This window comes from Streptomyces sp. NPDC012769, from assembly GCF_042901205.1.
In the GTDB taxonomy this organism is placed as follows: domain Bacteria; phylum Actinomycetota; class Actinomycetes; order Streptomycetales; family Streptomycetaceae; genus Streptomyces.
In genome coordinates, this window is the sequence record NZ_JBIBCP010000009.1 from 62,217 (window position 1) to 78,739 (window position 16,523).

Annotated in this window: 16 protein-coding genes; 9 read left to right on the plus strand and 7 right to left on the minus strand. The window is 73.0% G+C overall.

Translation table 11 applies throughout. From position 1 onward, the window contains the following. Position 1 precedes the first annotated feature (1 nt). Both ACFY7C_RS34825 and ACFY7C_RS34830 read right to left on the minus strand, forming a co-directional pair. Positions 2-472 carry a VOC family protein gene (locus tag ACFY7C_RS34825; protein WP_389658969.1) on the minus strand — a complete coding sequence of 157 codons (471 nt, stop codon included), beginning with the start codon at positions 470-472 and terminating at the stop codon, positions 2-4. 10 nt (positions 473-482) lie between these two features. Further along, positions 483-938 (minus strand): helix-turn-helix transcriptional regulator, encoded by a 456-nt coding sequence (locus ACFY7C_RS34830; protein ID WP_389659252.1) that lies wholly within the window; start codon positions 936-938, stop codon positions 483-485. A gap of 157 nt (positions 939-1,095) precedes the next feature. Between ACFY7C_RS34830 and ACFY7C_RS34835 the strand changes: the two genes are divergently transcribed. After that, a complete protein-coding gene (locus tag ACFY7C_RS34835) occupies positions 1,096-3,456 on the plus strand; it encodes an ATP-binding cassette domain-containing protein (RefSeq protein ID WP_389658972.1) in 2,361 nt (786 codons plus the stop codon). Here the strand turns inward: ACFY7C_RS34835 and ACFY7C_RS34840 are convergent. Next, positions 3,441-4,421 (minus strand): helix-turn-helix domain-containing protein, encoded by a 981-nt coding sequence (locus ACFY7C_RS34840; RefSeq protein WP_389658975.1) that lies wholly within the window; start codon positions 4,419-4,421, stop codon positions 3,441-3,443. The genes ACFY7C_RS34835 and ACFY7C_RS34840 overlap by 16 nt on opposite strands. Positions 4,422-4,492: 71 nt before the next feature. Between ACFY7C_RS34840 and ACFY7C_RS34845 the strand changes: the two genes are divergently transcribed. The 5 genes from ACFY7C_RS34845 to ACFY7C_RS34865 all read left to right on the plus strand — a co-directional run bounded on the left by ACFY7C_RS34845 (position 4,493) and on the right by ACFY7C_RS34865 (position 7,527). Continuing rightward, positions 4,493-5,560: a saccharopine dehydrogenase family protein gene (locus tag ACFY7C_RS34845; RefSeq protein WP_389658978.1), complete on the plus strand. Its 1,068-nt coding sequence runs from the start codon at positions 4,493-4,495 to the stop codon at positions 5,558-5,560. Further along, positions 5,550-6,098, plus strand: coding sequence for a GNAT family N-acetyltransferase (locus tag ACFY7C_RS34850; protein ID WP_389658981.1), 549 nt, complete (start codon positions 5,550-5,552; stop codon positions 6,096-6,098). Before ACFY7C_RS34845 ends, ACFY7C_RS34850 begins: the two co-directional genes overlap by 11 nt. Positions 6,099-6,168: 70 nt before the next feature. Continuing rightward, on the plus strand, positions 6,169-6,540 hold the full coding sequence (locus ACFY7C_RS34855) for a helix-turn-helix domain-containing protein (RefSeq protein ID WP_389658984.1): 372 nt from the start codon (positions 6,169-6,171) through the stop codon (positions 6,538-6,540). Between the two features lie 13 nt (positions 6,541-6,553). Next, positions 6,554-7,093, plus strand: coding sequence for a hypothetical protein (locus ACFY7C_RS34860; protein WP_389658987.1), 540 nt, complete (start codon positions 6,554-6,556; stop codon positions 7,091-7,093). Positions 7,094-7,185: 92 nt separating this feature from the next. Continuing rightward, on the plus strand, positions 7,186-7,527 hold the full coding sequence (locus ACFY7C_RS34865) for a DUF2516 family protein (protein ID WP_389658990.1): 342 nt from the start codon (positions 7,186-7,188) through the stop codon (positions 7,525-7,527). 80 nt (positions 7,528-7,607) lie between these two features. On the opposite strand, the gene ACFY7C_RS34870 is transcribed toward ACFY7C_RS34865, so the two are convergent. From ACFY7C_RS34870 to ACFY7C_RS34880, 3 genes are all read right to left on the minus strand, one after another. Further along, entirely contained in the window at positions 7,608-8,852 is a 1,245-nt protein-coding gene (locus ACFY7C_RS34870) for a PP2C family protein-serine/threonine phosphatase (RefSeq protein WP_389658993.1), read from the minus strand. 255 nt (positions 8,853-9,107) lie between these two features. Further along, positions 9,108-10,169, minus strand: a complete 1,062-nt coding sequence (locus ACFY7C_RS34875) for a C40 family peptidase (protein ID WP_389658996.1) — start codon at positions 10,167-10,169, stop codon at positions 9,108-9,110. 253 nt (positions 10,170-10,422) lie between these two features. Continuing rightward, positions 10,423-11,217, minus strand: coding sequence for a class I SAM-dependent methyltransferase (locus ACFY7C_RS34880; protein ID WP_389658999.1), 795 nt, complete (start codon positions 11,215-11,217; stop codon positions 10,423-10,425). A gap of 224 nt (positions 11,218-11,441) precedes the next feature. Here ACFY7C_RS34880 and mshA point away from each other — a divergent pair, with 224 nt between their 5' ends. The 3 genes from mshA (at position 11,442) to ACFY7C_RS34895 (ending at position 15,077) form a co-directional block, all read left to right on the plus strand. Next, a complete protein-coding gene (mshA, locus tag ACFY7C_RS34885) occupies positions 11,442-12,800 on the plus strand; it encodes a D-inositol-3-phosphate glycosyltransferase (RefSeq protein ID WP_389659001.1) in 1,359 nt (452 codons plus the stop codon). After that, entirely contained in the window at positions 12,793-13,290 is a 498-nt protein-coding gene (locus tag ACFY7C_RS34890; RefSeq protein WP_389659004.1) for a YbjN domain-containing protein, read from the plus strand. The genes mshA and ACFY7C_RS34890 overlap by 8 nt, the downstream gene beginning before the upstream one ends. 128 nt (positions 13,291-13,418) lie before the next feature. After that, positions 13,419-15,077, plus strand: coding sequence for a glycosyl hydrolase family 28-related protein (locus tag ACFY7C_RS34895; RefSeq protein WP_389659006.1), 1,659 nt, complete (start codon positions 13,419-13,421; stop codon positions 15,075-15,077). Here ACFY7C_RS34895 and ACFY7C_RS34900 read toward each other — a convergent pair. Further along, the gene (locus ACFY7C_RS34900) at positions 15,064-16,467 is read right to left on the minus strand and encodes an MDR family MFS transporter (protein WP_389659009.1); all 1,404 of its coding nucleotides are present in this window, start codon (positions 16,465-16,467) and stop codon (positions 15,064-15,066) included. The two genes, ACFY7C_RS34895 and ACFY7C_RS34900, sit on opposite strands and share 14 nt — an antisense overlap. Positions 16,468-16,523: the final 56 nt, after the last annotated feature.

Below are 16,523 nucleotides of genomic sequence, written 5' to 3' on the forward strand. Positions count from 1 at the left end.
ATCAGCCCTTGCGCGGCTGGTTGAACCGCAGCATGTTGCCCGCCGGGTCGCGGAAGGCGCAGTCGCGCACGCCGTACGGCTGGTCCATCGGCTCCTGCAGCACCTCGCCGCCCGCCGCGCGGACCCGCTCGAAGGTGGCGTCCACGTCGTCGGTACGGAAGATGACTCCGCGCAGCATGCCCTTGGCGAGGAGTTCGGCCGCGGCCTGCCGGTCGGCGGCGGGGGCGTTGGGGTCGGCGAGCGGCGGCTCCAGGACGATCTCGACCTCCGGCTGCGTGGGCGAGCCGACGGTCACCCAGCGCATCCCCTCGAAGGAGACGTCGTTGCGGACCTCGAGCCCGAGGGCGTCGCGGTAGAAGGTGAGCGCCTTGTCGTGGTCGTCGACGGCGATGAAGCACTGGGCGAGGTTGATGGTGGTGCCGGCGTTGGTGGCCTGAGCGGCGTTGGTGGCCTGAGCGGCGTTGGTGTTCATGCCGTCGACGCTACGAGTCGGCCGGGTTTTCCGCTTCTCCGTTCCTGACCGGTTCGTCGGCACCCCGCCCCGACGCCCCCGACGCCCCCGCCGTCCGCGACGCCCCCGCCGTCCGCGACGCCCGTGTCGGGCGCGTCAGATACATCGCCACGCACCCCGGGATCGCCGCACCCGCCTCGTGGTCCCGCGCCCGGTACGCGCTCGGGCTCTCCCCGACCAGCTCCGCGAAGCGCGTGCTGAACGACCCCAGCGACGTACAGCCCACCGCGAAGCAGACCTCCGTCACGCTCAGGTCGCCGCGCCGCAGCAGCACCTTCGCCCGCTCGATGCGCCGGGTCATGAGATAGCCGTACGGCGTCTCCCCGTAGGCGGCCCGGAAGCTGCGCGAGAAGTGCCCCGGGGACATCAGCGCGGCCCGGGCCAGGGCAGGGACGTCCAGCGGCTCCGCGTAGTCGCGGTCCATCATGTCCCGGGCCCGGCGCAGTCTGGCCAGGTCGTCGAGGGTCGGCGTCACGCACCCACCCTGCCACGGGCGCGCCGCGAACGGGCCCGTCAGGAATCGAGAAGCACGGCCGCCCGCCCCCGCCTAGCCTGGCTGCCAGAGGACACGAGCAGGGAGAATCATGAGCAAGACGCACGCCGCCGACAGCCACGACATGATCCGCGTGCACGGCGCCCGCGAGAACAACCTCAAGGACGTCAGCATCGAGCTCCCCAAGCGCCGGCTCACCGTCTTCACCGGGGTGTCCGGCTCGGGCAAGAGCTCCCTGGTCTTCGACACGATCGCCGCCGAGTCGCAGCGGCTGATCAACGAGACGTACAGCGCCTTCGTCCAGGGCTTCATGCCCACCCTCGCCCGCCCCGACGTCGACGTCCTCGACGGTCTGACGACCGCGATCACCGTCGACCAGCAGCGGATGGGCGGCGACCCCCGCTCCACCGTCGGCACCGCCACCGACGCCAACGCGATGCTGCGGATCCTCTTCAGCCGGCTCGGCAAGCCGCACATCGGCGGCCCCAAGGCCTTCTCCTTCAACGTCGCCTCCATCAGCGGCGCCGGCGCGGTCACGGTCGAGAAGAGCGGCCGGACCGTGAAGGAGCGGCGCAGCTTCAGCATCACCGGCGGCATGTGTCCGCGCTGCGAGGGCCGTGGCTCGGTCTCCGACATCGACCTGAGCGCGCTGTACGACGACTCCAAGTCGCTCGCCGAGGGCGCGCTGACCATCCCCGGTTACACCATGGACGGCTGGTACGGCCGGATCTTCAGCGGCAGCGGCTTCTTCGACATGGACAAGCCGATCCGCCGCTACACCAAGCGCGAGCTGAACGACCTGCTCCACCGGGAACCCACCAAGATCAAGGTCGAGGGCATCAACCTGACCTACGAGGGCCTGATCCCCAAGCTCCAGAAGTCGATGCTGTCGAAGGACATCGACTCCCTCCAGCCGCACATCCGCGCCTTCGTGGAGCGTGCGGTCACCTTCGCCACCTGCCCCGACTGCGACGGCACCCGGCTCAACGAGGGGGCCCGCTCCTCCAAGATCGGCAAGGTGAGCATCGCCGACGCCTGCGCGATGCAGATCAGCGACCTGGCCGAATGGGTCCGGGGCATCGAGGACCCGTCGGTCGCGCCGCTGCTGGCCACGCTCCGGCAGACCCTGGACTCCTTCGTCGAGATCGGCCTCGGCTACCTCGCCCTCGACCGGCCGTCCGGCACCCTCTCCGGCGGCGAGGCACAGCGCGTCAAGATGATCCGCCACCTCGGCTCCTCGCTCACCGACGTCACCTATGTCTTCGACGAGCCGACCACCGGCCTGCACCCGCACGACATCCAGCGCATGAACGACCTGCTGCTGCGGCTGCGCGACAAGGGCAACACGGTCCTCGTGGTGGAGCACAAGCCGGAGACGATCGTGATCGCCGACCATGTCGTCGACCTCGGCCCGGGCGCCGGTACGGCGGGCGGCAGCGTCTGCTTCGAGGGCACCGTCGCAGGGTTGCGCAGGAGCGGCACCGTCACCGGCCGGCACTTCGGCGACCGCGCCTCCCTGAAGAAGTCCGTGCGCGAGCCGAGCGGCGTCCTGGAGATCCGCGGGGCGACGGCGAACAACCTGCGGGACGTCGACGTGGACATCCCGCTCGGCGTCCTCACCGTCGTCACCGGCGTCGCCGGCTCCGGCAAGAGTTCGCTGGTGCACGGTTCGATCCCGGCGGGCGCGGGCGTCGTCTCGGTCGACCAGGGCGCCATCCGCGGTTCGCGGCGCAGCAACCCGGCGACGTACACCGGACTCCTGGAGCCGATCCGCAAGGCCTTCGCCAAGGCCAACGGGGTCAAGCCGGCCCTGTTCAGCGCCAATTCGGAGGGCGCCTGCCCCACCTGCAACGGCGCCGGGGTCGTCTACACCGACCTGGCGATGATGGCCGGGGTCGCCACCGTCTGCGAGGAGTGCGAGGGGCAGCGCTTCCAGGCCGCGGTGCTCGAATACCGCCTCGGCGGCCGGAACATCGCCGAGGTGCTCGCGATGCCGGTGAGCGAGGCGGAGCGGTTCTTCGGCGAGGGCGACGCCCGCACCCCGGCCGCCCACCGCGTGCTGGAGCGGCTCGCCGACGTCGGCCTCGGCTACCTCACCCTCGGCCAGCCGCTCACCACGCTCTCCGGCGGCGAGCGGCAGCGGCTGAAGCTGGCCACGCACATGGGCGAGAAGGGCGGGATCTACGTGCTCGACGAGCCGACCGCCGGTCTGCACCTGGCGGACGTGGAGCAGCTGCTCGGGCTGCTCGACCGGCTCGTGGACTCCGGCAAGTCGGTCATCGTCGTCGAGCACCACCAGGCGGTCATGGCGCACGCCGACTGGATCATCGACCTGGGTCCCGGCGCCGGTCACGACGGCGGCCGGATCGTCTTCGAGGGCACCCCGGCCGATCTGGTCGCCGCCCGCTCCACCCTCACCGGCGAGCACCTCGCGGCCTACGTGGGCGCCTGAGCCCCGTCCCGGCCGGACGCGCCGCCCCGAGCCCCCGTCCGTACGCGGAAGGTGCGGCGGTACGTGTCCGGCGGCACCCCGACCGTACGGGCGAAGTGCCGGCGCAGTGTCGTGGCGGTCCCCATGCCGGTGGCCGCCGCGATGCGGTCGACGCCGTCGTCGGTGGTCTCCAGGAGCTCCTGGGCGCGCCGGACGCGCTGGGCGAGCAGCCAGCGCAGCGGGGTGGTGCCGGTGACAGCATGGAAGTGGCGGGCCAGCTGACGGGAGCTCATGCCGGCCCGGCGGGCCAGGTCCTCCACGGTCAGCGGCCGGTCGAGCCGTTCCATGACCCACGGGAACAGCCCGTCGAGCGGATGGTTGCCGGGCTCGGGGACGGGGGTGGTGACGAACTGGGCCTGGCCGCCGTCCCGGTGCGGCGGCACGACGAGCCGGCGGGCCACCGTGTTGGCGACCGCCGAGCCGTGGTCGAGCCGGACCAGGTGCAGGCACAGGTCGAGGGCGGCGGCCTTGCCGGCGGAGGTGAGCACGCTGCCCTCGTCCACGTAGAGCACGTCCGGGTCCACCGTCACCCGGGGATGGCGGGCGGCCAGGACGTCGGTGTGCGCCCAGTGCGTGGTGGCCCGCCGCCCGTCGAGCAGCCCGGCGGCGGCGAGCACGAACGCGCCGGTGCAGAGCGAGGCGACGCGGGCGCCGGCCTCGTGCGCGGCGCGCACGGCGTCGACGAGCGCGGCGGGCGGGGCGGCGTCGACGTCGGCCCAGCCGGGGACGACGACGGTACGGGCGTGGGGGAGCCGGTCGAGCCCGTGGTCCGGTTCGAGCAGGAACCGTCCGGCCCGGACCGGGCCGGGACCACAGACGGTGAGGTCGTAGTCCCGGGCGAACACCTCGTGGGCGATGGCGAGTTCGAAGTGGAGCATGCCGTCGGTGACGGCGAGGGCGAGGGTGGGTGCGTCCCGGGAGACCATGTCGGAAACTGTACGGGGTACGTCGTTTCCGACACTCACGGTGGGACGCGGCCGGTGGCGAGACTGTCCGCATGACGATCGAGCAGACAACGGGAAAGACCGCCGGGCAGACAGTGGTGGTGTACGGCGCGTACGGGCACACGGGCCGTTTCGTGGTGGCGGAGCTGCGGGAGCGCGGCTTCGTCCCGGTGCTCTCGGGCCGTGACGGGCGGAAGCTGAAGGAGACGGCCGACGGTCTCGAGGTGCGCCCGGCGGCGGTCGACGACCCGGTGGCGCTCGACCGGGCGCTTGCGGGCGCGGCGGCCGTGGTCAACTGCGCGGGTCCGTTCGCGACGACGGCCGGGCCGGTGATCGAGGCGGCCCTGCGGGCGGGGATCCCGTATGTGGACGTGGCGGCCGAGATCGAGGCCAATGCCGACACCTTCGCGCTCTACGGGGACCGGGCCCGTGCCGCGGGCGTGCCGGTGCTCCCGGCGATGGCCTTCTACGGCGGCCTCGGCGACCTGCTGGCCACGGCCGCGATGGGCGACTGGACGGCGGCCGACGAGGTCCATGTCGCGTACGGCCTGAACAGCTGGCACCCGACGGCCGGGACGCGGGCCGCGGGGGCGGTCTCACGCGAGCGGCGCGGCGGCCGGCGCCCGGTCCACACGGACGGCCGCCTGAGCTACCGGGACGACGCCCCGCCGACGCTGGAGTGGGCGTTCCCGGCGCCGATGGGCCCGCGGACGGTGATCGGCGAGTTCACGATGGCGGACGTCGTGACGGTGCCGAGCCATCTCGCCGTCCCCGAGGTGCGCACGTACATGACGACGGAGGCGGCCGGCGACCTGGCGGCCGCCGACACGCCGCCGCCGGCCCCGGCCGACGCGAGCGGGCGGTCCGACCAGACCTTCCTGGTCGACGTGCGGGTCCGCTCCGGCGCCGAGGAGCGCCGTGCGGTGGCGACCGGCCGGGACATCTACGCCGTGACGGCCCCCTTGGCGGTGGAGGCCGTCGACCGCCTCCTCACCGGCCGCACGCGCGGCACGGCCGGCGGCGTCCGCTCGGCGGGCGCCCTCTTCGACGCCCCGGACTTCCTGGCCGCGCTGGCACCGCACGTGACGGTCACCGGGGCAGGATGGGTGGATGCAGCTTGAGGTGCCCGAACTCACCGCGTCCGGCGGGCTGACCCTGCGGCCCTGGCGTCTGACGGACCTTCCGCTCGTCGCCGAGGCCGCGAAGGACCCGTACATCCCCCTGATCACGACGGTCCCCTCGCCGTACTCCGAGGCCGAGGGCGTCGCCTTCGTGGAGCGCCAGTGGTCCCGGGCGGCCACCGGCGCGGGCTACCCCTTCGTCATCGTGTCCGCCGCCGGCCGTCCGCTCGGCACCATCGGCCTCTGGGTGCGGGACCTCCCGCAGGGCCGGGCCTCCCTCGGCTACTGGCTGGCCGCATCGGCCCGCGGCCACGGCGCCGCCGCCTCCGCCCTGACCGCCGTCACCGCCTGGGCCCTGGACGAGCTGCGCGTGCCCCGCCTCGAACTGCACGTCGAGCCCTGGAACACCGCCTCCGCCCGCACCGCCGAGCGCGCGGGCTTTCGCCGCGAGGGCCTGCTGCGCGGCTGGCAGGAGGTGGGCGGCGAGCGGCGTGACATGGAGGTGTACGGGCTGCTCGCCGGGGACCCGCGCGCGTGACCGACTCGCGTGACAGAACTATTGCAAGCGCCTGCTTGCAATAGTTAGCACCGGCTGGCATGGTCGAGGCATGGCTTCACTCAACGTCGGCAATCTCGGCGAGTACCTCCGCGAGCAGCGGCGCACCGCGCAGCTGTCCCTGCGGCAGCTCGCCGAGGCCGCGGGAGTGTCGAATCCGTATCTGAGTCAGATCGAGCGGGGGCTGCGCAAGCCCAGCGCCGAGGTGCTGCAGCAGGTCGCCAAGGCCCTGCGGATCTCCGCCGAGACGCTGTACGTGCGCGCCGGGATCCTCGACGAGAAGGAGCGGGAGGAGCTGGAGACGCGTGCCGTCATCCTGGCCGATCCCTCGATCAACGAGCGGCAGAAGCAGGTGCTGCTCCAGATCTACGACTCGTTCCGCAAGGAGAACGCCGCCGAGCAGGCCCAGCCCACCGACACTTAGGAGGACCACGACCATGGCCATCATCGACGAACTGCGTACCCCCCTCTACTTCGCCGCCGGCACCGCCGACCTCGCCGTGCAGCAGGCCAGGAAGGTCCCCGGCCTGATCGAGCAGATCGCCGCCGAGGCGCCCGCGCGGATCGAGGCCGTCAAGAAGACGGACCCGAAGGCGGTGCAGGAGAAGGCGCAGGCGAAGTTCGCCGAGCTGGTGGGCGGCCTCGACACGGATCTGAAGAAGCTGGGCGAGCAGGCCCAGGACCTGGCCCTGCGCGGGGTCGGCGTCGCCGCCGAGTACGCGGTCAAGGCGCGCGAGAAGTACGAGGAGCTCGCCGCGCACGGCGAGGAGGCCGTCAAGACCTGGCGGGGCGAGGCCGCCGAGGAGATCACCGAGATCGCCATCGCCGTCGAGCCCGACCCGGAGCCGAAGGTCGCGACGGAGCCCAAGGCCAAGGCCGAGACGGAGGAGCCCCAGGCCAAGGCCGCGGCGCGCCGGACCACGACGCGCAAGGCTCCCGCCAAGAAGGCGACCGCCGCCGAAGGCGCGGAGAAGTAGGCGGGTCCGGGCACCAATCCCGGTGTCCGGAGCGTTGTAACGGGTACCTTGGCCGCGAGGCGCAACACTCACTCACCTAGGCGGTGCTCAGCATGCTGGCGAACGGCTTCGACTCGATCCTGTCCCTGGTGACCTTCCTGGTCTTCACCGGCTTCGCCATCGCCGCGTTCGCCTTCGCCGCCACGGCGCGCGAGGACGCCTATCGCGCCGCCGACAAGCAGACGAAGAAGTTCTGGCTGATCCTGCTCGGCGTCAACCTGCTGCTCAACCTGCTGCTGCCGATGCTGTTCCTGCAGATCGCCGGACTCATCGCGGCCATCGTCTTCATGGTCGACGTGCGGCCCGCCCTGCGCCAGGTCACGGGCGGCGGCGGCCGGCGCGGCGGCGGTTCCAGCAGCGACGGCCCGTACGGCCCGTACAACGGCGGCCGGTGACAGCGTGAGCGGCCGGTGACGGCGGGGCCGATCCCCGCCGAGATCCGACGAGATCCGACGAGACGAGCGGGGCCCGGGGGCTAACCCCGGGCCCTGTCCCGTTCCAGGGCCAGCACGGCCACGTCGTCCGTCAGCTCCCCGCCGTTCAGCGACCGCACCTCCGTCACGGCCGCGTCCAGCAGCTCCTCGCCGCGCAGCCCCTGCGCCAGCTGCCGGTTGATCATCTCGACCATCCCGTCCTGGCCGAGCCGGGGCGAGTCCGGGCCCGCCGAGCGGCCCTCGATCAGGCCGTCGGTGTACATCAGCAGGCTCCAGGTCGCGCCCAGCTCGACCTGCCGGCGCGGCCAGCGGGCGCGCGGCAGCAGGCCGAGGGCCGGTCCGCTGTCCTCGTACGGCAGCAGTTGCGCCGCCCGCCCGTGCCGGGCGATCAGCGGCGAGGGATGGCCGGCCAGGCACATTCCGGCCCGGCGGCCGTCCGGCGCGATGTCGACCGTGCACAGGGTCGCGAAGATCTCGTCGCTCTCCCGCTCGTGCTCCAGGACCTGCTGGAGGGTGGAGAGCAGCTCGTCCCCGCACAGCCCCGCGAAGGTCAGCGCGCGCCACGCGATCCGCAGCTCCACGCCGAGCGCGGCCTCGTCAGGCCCGTGGCCGCAGACGTCGCCGATCATGACGTGGACCGTGCCGTCGGGCGTGCGGACGGTGTCGTAGAAGTCGCCGCCGAGCAGCGCCCGTGACCGGCCGGGCCGATAGCGGGCGGCGAACCGCAGGTCGGAGCCCTCCAGGAGGGGCGTGGGCAGCAGCCCGCGCTCCAGCCGGGCGTTCTCCTGGGCGCGCAGCCGTGACTCGGTGAGCTTCACCTGGACGGCGTCGGCGCGCTTGCGCTCGACCGCGTACCGGATGGCGCGGCTGAGCAGCCGTCCGTCGAGCTCCTCCCGGAAGAGGTGGTCCTGTGCCCCGACGCGTACGGCCTCGGCGGCGAGTTCGGCGTCGGCGGACGCGGCGAGCGCGAGGACGGCGTGCCGCGGCGCGAGCCGCAGGATGTGCCGGAGCGGGGCGAGCGGGTCGTCCTCGGCCGTGCGCGGTGCGGGCAGGGCGAGGTCCACGAGGACGCAGTGCACGTCGTCGGTGAGGAGCCGCTCGGCCTCGGTGAGGTTGCGGGCGGTGCGGATACGGACTCGCGTACCGGCCGCGTCGAGCAGCTCGGGTACGGCGAGGGCGCCGGCCGGGTCGTCCTCGACCACGAGCAGAGTGAGATCGGTCGCGGTGCCGGACGCGCCGGGCGGCGCGGCAGAATCGATTCTCTGTCGCGGGACGGGTACGGGCATCGGTCTGGTCTTCCTTCCCTCCCCCCGAGGGCCGGGGACCGACCATAGCGGTACCGCGCACCGCATTGGAATGGCGATCACCCTGTGAACCGCCACGGCGGTATGGCATATGCCACGGATGGGGAGGTAGCTGCCGTTCGGACGGCCCGCGGACGGCCTTCGGGGAGCCGGCGGGGGCCTCGGGGAGGATGAGGAACGTCACTCCGGCCGAGGGGGCCGCGCCCGATCCCGGACCCGGCGGGCTCGCGCCCGGAGCTAGTCCGGCCGGACCACGCCCAGGATCTCCATCGAGCCGGCGCCCGCGACGGTGATGTTCCGGCCGGGCCGCGGCGCGTGCACCATCGCTCCGTCGCCGATGTACATCCCGATGTGGCTGGCGTCCTTGTAGTAGACGATCAGGTCGCCGGGCCGCATGTCCTTGATGTCCACGCGCGGCAGCAGCCGCCACTGCTCCTGCGAGGTGCGCGGGATGTCGCGGCCGGCGTTGGCCCAAGCGGTCTGGGTGAGTCCCGAGCAGTCGTACGAGCCCGGGCCCTCGGCCCCCCACACGTACGGCTTGCCGATCTGCGCCGTCGCGAACAGGACCGCCCGCTTGCCCGCGGGAGTCGCCTTCTCGTTCAGGCCCTTGAGGACGCCGGTGCCGAGCCAGGCGGTCTGTGCCCGGTCCCGCTCCTGCTCCTCCATGTGCAGCAGCCGGGCCCGCTCCTCGGCGGCGAGCTCGGACTCGAGCTTCTTCGCCGCGTCGATCTTGGCGTTGATCTCCTTCTTCGCCTTGGCCTGCTTGAGCCGGTTGGCCTCCAGCTTCGTCCAGTTGAGGCTGGCCTCGTTCGCGTACGTGGTCAACTCGACCTGTGTGCGGTTCATTTCGCCGAGCAGGTCCTTGGTGGCCTTGTGGCCCTCCTTGAGCCTGCCCGCGTTGTCGAGGAAGAGCTGGGGGTCGTCGGTGAGGACGAACTGGGCGCCGTCGGGCAGTCCGCCGTTGCGGTACTGCGCGCGGGCCGCGGCGCCGGCCCGCGCCTTGAGGTCGTCGATCCGCTCCCGGCCGGCCACGATCATCCGGGCCAGCTTCACGATCTCCTCGGACTGCTCCTCGGCCTTCTCCTCCGCGAGGTTGTAGGCGTCGGTGGCGGCCGCGGCCTGGCGGTAGAGACCGTCGATCTCCTTGCGGACCTCTTCGAGGGTCTTCTTCTGCAGCTTCGGCGGCGGCGGAGGGAGCGGGGCGGCGGAGGCCGGGAGGGTAAGGGCGGGCGAGACGAGCACCGTCAGGGCGCAGACCACGGTGATCGCGGCGGCGATGGCATGGCGGCGTCGGTTCACAGGCTCCCCCTCAAGTGACCCATATCTGATTTACCGTCAGTAACTTGGTCGTGACCTTGGTGATAGTGCCATGTCAGACGGCAAAGCAACAGGGGAAAGCGGGTCCTGTCGGGTCACATCCCCCCACGGGGGACGAGCGTTGCGCCGCTCGCGTTCCCCATTCGGCGGAAATTCAGGGAGAGTTCCGCAGGTCGGCTTCCCCGCCCCTCGGATGCGCGGGCCGGCGCCCCTTGTGTACGCGGGCCGGCGCCCCTCATGTGCGCGGGGCCAGCGCCTCCCATCGCACCGTCAGCTCGCCCTGCCGCCACCGGCGCGGGCCGTCCGTCAGCGGCCAGTCCGCCGCCAGGTCCCGCGCGGTGCGGATCCAGCGCTGGCGGGCGCCCAGCGAGGCGAACGGGGCCGCCGCCGCCCACGCCCGGTCGAAGTCCCGCAGGAAGGAGTGGACCGGCTCGCCCGGCACGTTCCGGTGGATCAGCGCCTTCGGCAGCCGCTCCGCGAGGTCGGAGGGCCGGTCGAGCGAGCCGAGACGGGTCGCGAAGGTCACCGTCCTCGGCCCCGTCCGGTCCAGCGCCACCCACACGTGCCGCCGCCCGATCTCGTCGCAGGTCCCTTCCACCAGCAGGCCCTCGGGCGCGAGCCGTGCGCACAGCCGCTCCCAGACGGCGGCGACCTGCTCCTCGTCGTACTGCCGCAGCACGTTCGCCGCCCGGATCAGGGAGACCTCGCCGGGCACCGGCACCTCGAAGCCGCCGTGCCGGAAGGCCAGCCCCTCGCACTCGTACGGCCGCGCCGCGGCGACCCGGGCGGGCTCGATCTCGATGCCGTAGAGGAGGGTGCGGGGCTCGGCAATGCGCAGCCGGGCCAGGAGCTCCACCGCCGTCCAGGGGGCGGCGCCGTAACCGAGGTCGACGGCCACCGGCGGCTCGGCGGACCGGCGCAGCGCCGGGCCGTGCACGGCGGCGATCCAGCGGTCCTGGCGGCGCAGCCGGTTGGGGTTGGTGGTCCCGCGGGTGACGGTGCCGACGGGACGGAGGGTGCGGGAGGCCATGGAACGAGCGTAAGGGGCGCCCCCAAGGGGACCCGGAGTGCGCCGGGCGCGCTCGACGCGCCGGATCCTTCGGTAATGAGTTGGCAAAACGCCCCCGTCGGCGGAAATGAAAGGGGGCATTCCGGTGTTGTGGCGCCTGGAGGAAGCCCGCACGCCCCCCTCTGCGTCATGCCCGACAGCCCGAGTCATGCCCGACAGCGCCCGACAGCGGAAGGACCGCCGACGTGAGCCAGTACGTGTCCCGGTTCGCCGGCACCCTGGCGGCGACGCCGCGGCTCCGGCTTCCCGGCCGGTCCCGCACCCCGCGCCGTGTCGCCATGCTCAGTGTCCACACCTCCCCGCTGCACCAGCCGGGCACCGGCGACGCCGGCGGCATGAACGTCTACATCGTGGAGCTGGCCAAGCGGCTCGCCGCGATCAACATCGAGGTGGAGATCTTCACCCGGGCCACCACCGGCGGCCTCGCCCCGGTCGTCGAGCTCGCGCCCGGCGTGCTCGTGCGGCACGTGGACGCGGGGCCGTACGAGGGCCTGGCCAAGGAGGAGCTGCCGGCCCAGCTGTGCGCCTTCACGCACGGCGTGATGCGGGCCTGGGCGGGCCACCGCTCCGGCCACTACGACCTGGTCCACTCCCACTACTGGCTGTCCGGCCACGTCGGCTGGCTCGCCGCCGAGCGCTGGGGCGTCCCGCTCGTCCACACCATGCACACCATGGCCAAGGTCAAGAACGCCTCGCTCGCGGAGGGCGACACGCCCGAGCCCGCGGCCCGGGTGATCGGCGAGACCCAGGTCGTCGCGGCGGCCGACCGGCTCATCGCCAACACGGCCGAGGAGGCCGACGAGCTCGCCCGGTTCTACGAGGCCGATCCCGCCAAGATCGCCGTGGTCCACCCGGGCGTGAACCTCGACCACTTCCGCCCCGCCGACGGCCGCGCCGCCGCCCGGGCCCGGCTCGGGCTGCCGCGGGACGCCTTCATCCCCGCCTTCGCCGGCCGCATCCAGCCGCTGAAGGCCCCGGACATCCTGCTGCGGGCGGCGGCCCTGCTCCTGGAGCGCGACCCCTCGCTGCGCTCGCGCATGCTCGTGCCGGTGGTCGGCGGCCCCAGCGGCAGTGGCCTCGCCAAGCCGGAGGGACTGCAGAAGCTCGCGGCGAAGCTGGGCATCTCCGACGTCGTCCGCTTCCACCCGCCGGTCGGCCAGGACCGGCTCGCCGACTGGTTCCGGGCGGCCAGCGTGCTCGTCGTGCCCTCGTACAGCGAGTCCTTCGGCCTGGTCGCCATCGAGGCCCAGGCGGCCGGCACCCCGGTCGTCGCGGCCGCGGTGGGCGGTCTGCCGGTGGCCGTCCGCGACGACGTGACCGGCTTCCTCGTCCAGGGCCACGACCCCGTGGACTACGCCCGCGCGCTCGGGCGCTTCGTCGACGACCCGCGGCTGTCCGACCGGATGGGCGCGGCCGCCGCCCGGCACGCGGCGTCCTTCGGCTGGGACACGGCGGCGTCCGGCACGGCGGACGTGTACACCGCCGCCGTCCACGACCACCGGCTGCGCGACCACCGCCGTCGCGTACGCTCGCACCATGGCTGAGGACGTACGGCGGATCGTCGAAGACACCTTCAAGGACGCCGAGCTGGAGTGGGAGTCCCCCGAACCCGGCTCCTACGTGGTGAAGCTGCCCGGCACGCGCAAGCTCTTCACGACCCTGTCCCTGCGGGTGGGCCGCCACTCCCTGTCCCTCAACGCCTTCGTCGTCCGCCACCCGGACGAGAACGAGGCGGGCGTCCACCGCTGGCTGCTCGAGCGCAACCTCAAGCTGTACGGGGTGAGTTACGCGATCGACCAGCTCGGCGACATCTATCTGGCCGGCAAGCTGCCACTGGCGGCCGTCACGCCGGAGGAACTGGACCGGCTCCTCGGGTCCGTCCTGGAGGCGGCGGACGGCGACTTCAACACGCTCCTGGAGCTGGGCTTCGCGACGGCGATCCGCCGGGAGTACGCGTGGCGGGTGTCGCGCGGCGAGTCGACGAGGAACCTCGACGCGTTCAGGAACCTGACCCAGAAGCCCGCCACCGACTGACCGCCGGCCGGCGCCCGCGCACAGATTCTCAGGAGCTTCCCGCCCCCTTCCCGTACGGGGCGCGGGATGCCATGCTCACGCGCAACGCGCATCTGAACACCATTCATGTATGTGAAGGGCTCAGGTTCATGGCACTCAGCAGAAGGCAGTTCGTCGGCGGCGCGGCGGCGGTCACCGCCGCCACCACCACGGGATTCCGGCCCGCGCCCCGCACGCCGTACGCCTCCCTCTGGGAGGAGTACGTGAACGCCCCCTACACCCACCCCCAGATCCCCTACGTGGGCTTCGCCGGCGCCCACGGCGGCGCCGCCCGGCTCCCGCGCCCGCCCGTCGTCGCGAACGCCCTCGCCCACGGCGCCACCCCCGACGGCTCGGCCGACTCCGCCCCCGCCATCAACCGCGCCCTCGCGGCGGCGGGGGAGCGGGGCGGCGGCACGGTCCTGCTCCCGCCCGGTACGTACCGCCTCGACGGCTACCTCCACATCGGCGACAGCGGCGTCGTCCTGCGCGGCGCGGGCTCCGGCCGGACCACCCTGGTCGCCGGCCGCGGCCTGACCGAGCTGATCGGCCCCTACGGGTCCCGGTACGGCGGCGACAAGTCGGCCTGGTCCTGGGCCGGCGGCCTGATCTGGCTCTCCCCGCGCGCCCGCCACGCCTCCCTCGTCGCCGCGATACGGGAGCGGGCCTGGCCCTTCGAGGGCTGGACCGGCAACCGGCGCGACGAGTGGACCAGCCTGACCACCGTCCGCCCGGCCCGCCGGGGCGATCACGCCGTCACCGTCGACGACCCCTCCCGGCTGCGCCGCGGACAGCTCGTGCTCCTCCGGCTCGCCGACGACGCCGGGCACGGCCTCCTGGAGCACATGGCGGGCGGCGGCCCCGGCGCCGAGGCCTACACCTGGGCCGACAAGACCAAGCTGACCTCGTACGTCCCCTACGAGTGGCCCGTACGCATCACCCGGATCGAGGGCCACCGCGTCCGCCTCGAACGACCGCTGCCCCTCGACGTCCGCCCCGAGTGGGATCCCCGACTGGTCTCGGGGGTCACCCCGCTGACCGGCTCGGGGGTGGTCGGCCTGACCCTGGAGGCGCCCCTGCTCGCGCAGGCCCCGCACCTGCTCGACCGCGGCTTCAACGGCGTCACCTTCCAGTGCGCGTACGACTGCTGGGCCGAGGACGTGGTGGTCCGCCACGTCGACAACGGCTTCGGGCTCGTCGCCGCCTCCGCCTGCACCCTGCGCCGTACCCGCGTCGAGGGGCGCGGCTCCCACCACCCGTACTTCTGCCGGGAGGGCGCGCACGACAACCTCGTCGAGGACTTCCACGTCGCGGCCCGTACCGTCCCCGCGCCGGCCGGCACCCAGCTCCACGGCATCAACGTGGAGGGGCTGTCCAGCCACAACGTCTGGTCGCGCGGGGTGATGGAGATGGGCACCTTCGACACCCACCGGGGGATGCCCTTCGCCAATGTCCGCACCGAGATCACGGTCGAGAACAACGGCCGCCACGGCGGCGACGCCTCGGCGGGCCCGCTCTACGGGGCGCGGTTCACCCACTGGAACGTGACGGTGACCAACGGCCGGGCGGGGCTCGTGAAGCTGGACACGGTCGCCCCGTACAGCGCGACCGTGGGCATCAGCGAGGTGCGGGAGTTCGACCAGACCGACGTGCCGGACTTCGCGGGCGAACTCCACGCGCGTCTGGAGGCGTACGGCGCGCCCGGCGCCGTACGCCCCCGGAACCTCTACGAGGCGCAGCGGCGCTTCAGGACCCTCAGGAGGAGCTGACGGCGTCGGCGGCGGGAGCCGGGTTCCCGGCCTTGTCGACCGGAGCCGGGGCGCTCGGTGCCGGTGCGTTCGGTGCCGGTGCGTTCGGGGCCGGGGCCGGGGGCGCCGGCACCGGGGCGTCCGGCACCACGGCCTCCGGCGTCGGGGCGTCCGGCGTCGGGACGTCCTCCTCGGCGTCGGCGAGCGCGGACCGCAGCCGGGTCTGGTAGCCGAGGGCGGCGACGGCGCCGATCACCGCGCAGGCGATCCACAGGACGTCGGGCCCCGGCCCGTCGACGACCCAGCCGGCCAGGATCGGGGCGACGAAACCGGCCACCGCCCAGGACATGCCCATGACGCCCTGGTAGCGGCCGCGGGCGTGCTCGGGGGCGAGCCGGGCGGTGGCGGCGGCGTTGGTGGGGACGTGGACCATCTCGCCGATCGTCCAGACGACGACGGTCGCGGCGAAGGCGAGGGAGCTGCCGGCGAGCGCGGTGGCGCCGGTGCCGACGGCGAAGAGGAGGGAGGAGACGCTCAGCAGCATCACCGGGGAGCGCTTGTCGGTCACCTTGTTGACGAGCAGCTGGAAGCCGACGATCACGACACCGTTGACCGCGATGACCATGCCGTACGCGGACGGTGCGAGCCCCTCCGCCGCCATGGTGAGCGGCAGGCCGATCCATGGCGCGGTGAAGACCAGGCAGACGAGCAGGTTGAGCAGTACCAGGGTGCGGAAGGGCGCGTCCCGCAGGACGGTGAGGACGCTGACCTTCTCCTCGGCGACGGCTTTGCCGGTCTCCTCGTCGACCTTGGCCTCCGGCCGGGTCTCGGGCAGGCGGAGGAAGACGATCAGGGCGCACAGCGCGGTGGCGGCGGCGTCGACGACGAAGAGGGTGCGGTAGCCGAGGACGATCGCGGCGCCGCCGCCGATGGCGGCGATGGCGAAGCCGAGGTTGAGGGCCCAGTAGTTGAGGGCGTAGGCCCGGCGGACCTCGTGGGCGGGGACCATGTCGGCGATGGTGGCGTTGATGGAGGGCCGTACGGCCTGCATGGCGACGCCCATGAGGAGGACGACGAGGGCCACGCCCCAGGCGCTGGTGACGAAGGCGAGCAGCAGGGCGCAGGAGGCGGCCGCCAGGTGCATGGTGACCATGGTGGGGCGGCGGCCCCAGCGGTCGGTGAGCATGCCGCCGAGCGGCGAGCCCGCCACGCCGCCGAGGCCGTGGAGGGCGACGACGAGTCCGGCGAACCAGGCGGAGTGGCCGAGCTCCTGGGTGAGGTAGAGGGAGAGGAACGTCAGGACGAAGGCGCCGGTGCGGTTGACCAGAGTCGACAGCCAGAGCCACCAGAAGCCGCCCGGCAGCCCCGAGACCGTCGCACGTGCTGATCGTCTGAGCGAGTCGATGGACATGTGTGGCCGGCCCCCTGTGCGTGTAAGTCCCTCATGCGGCTCTCGTAACTTACGCA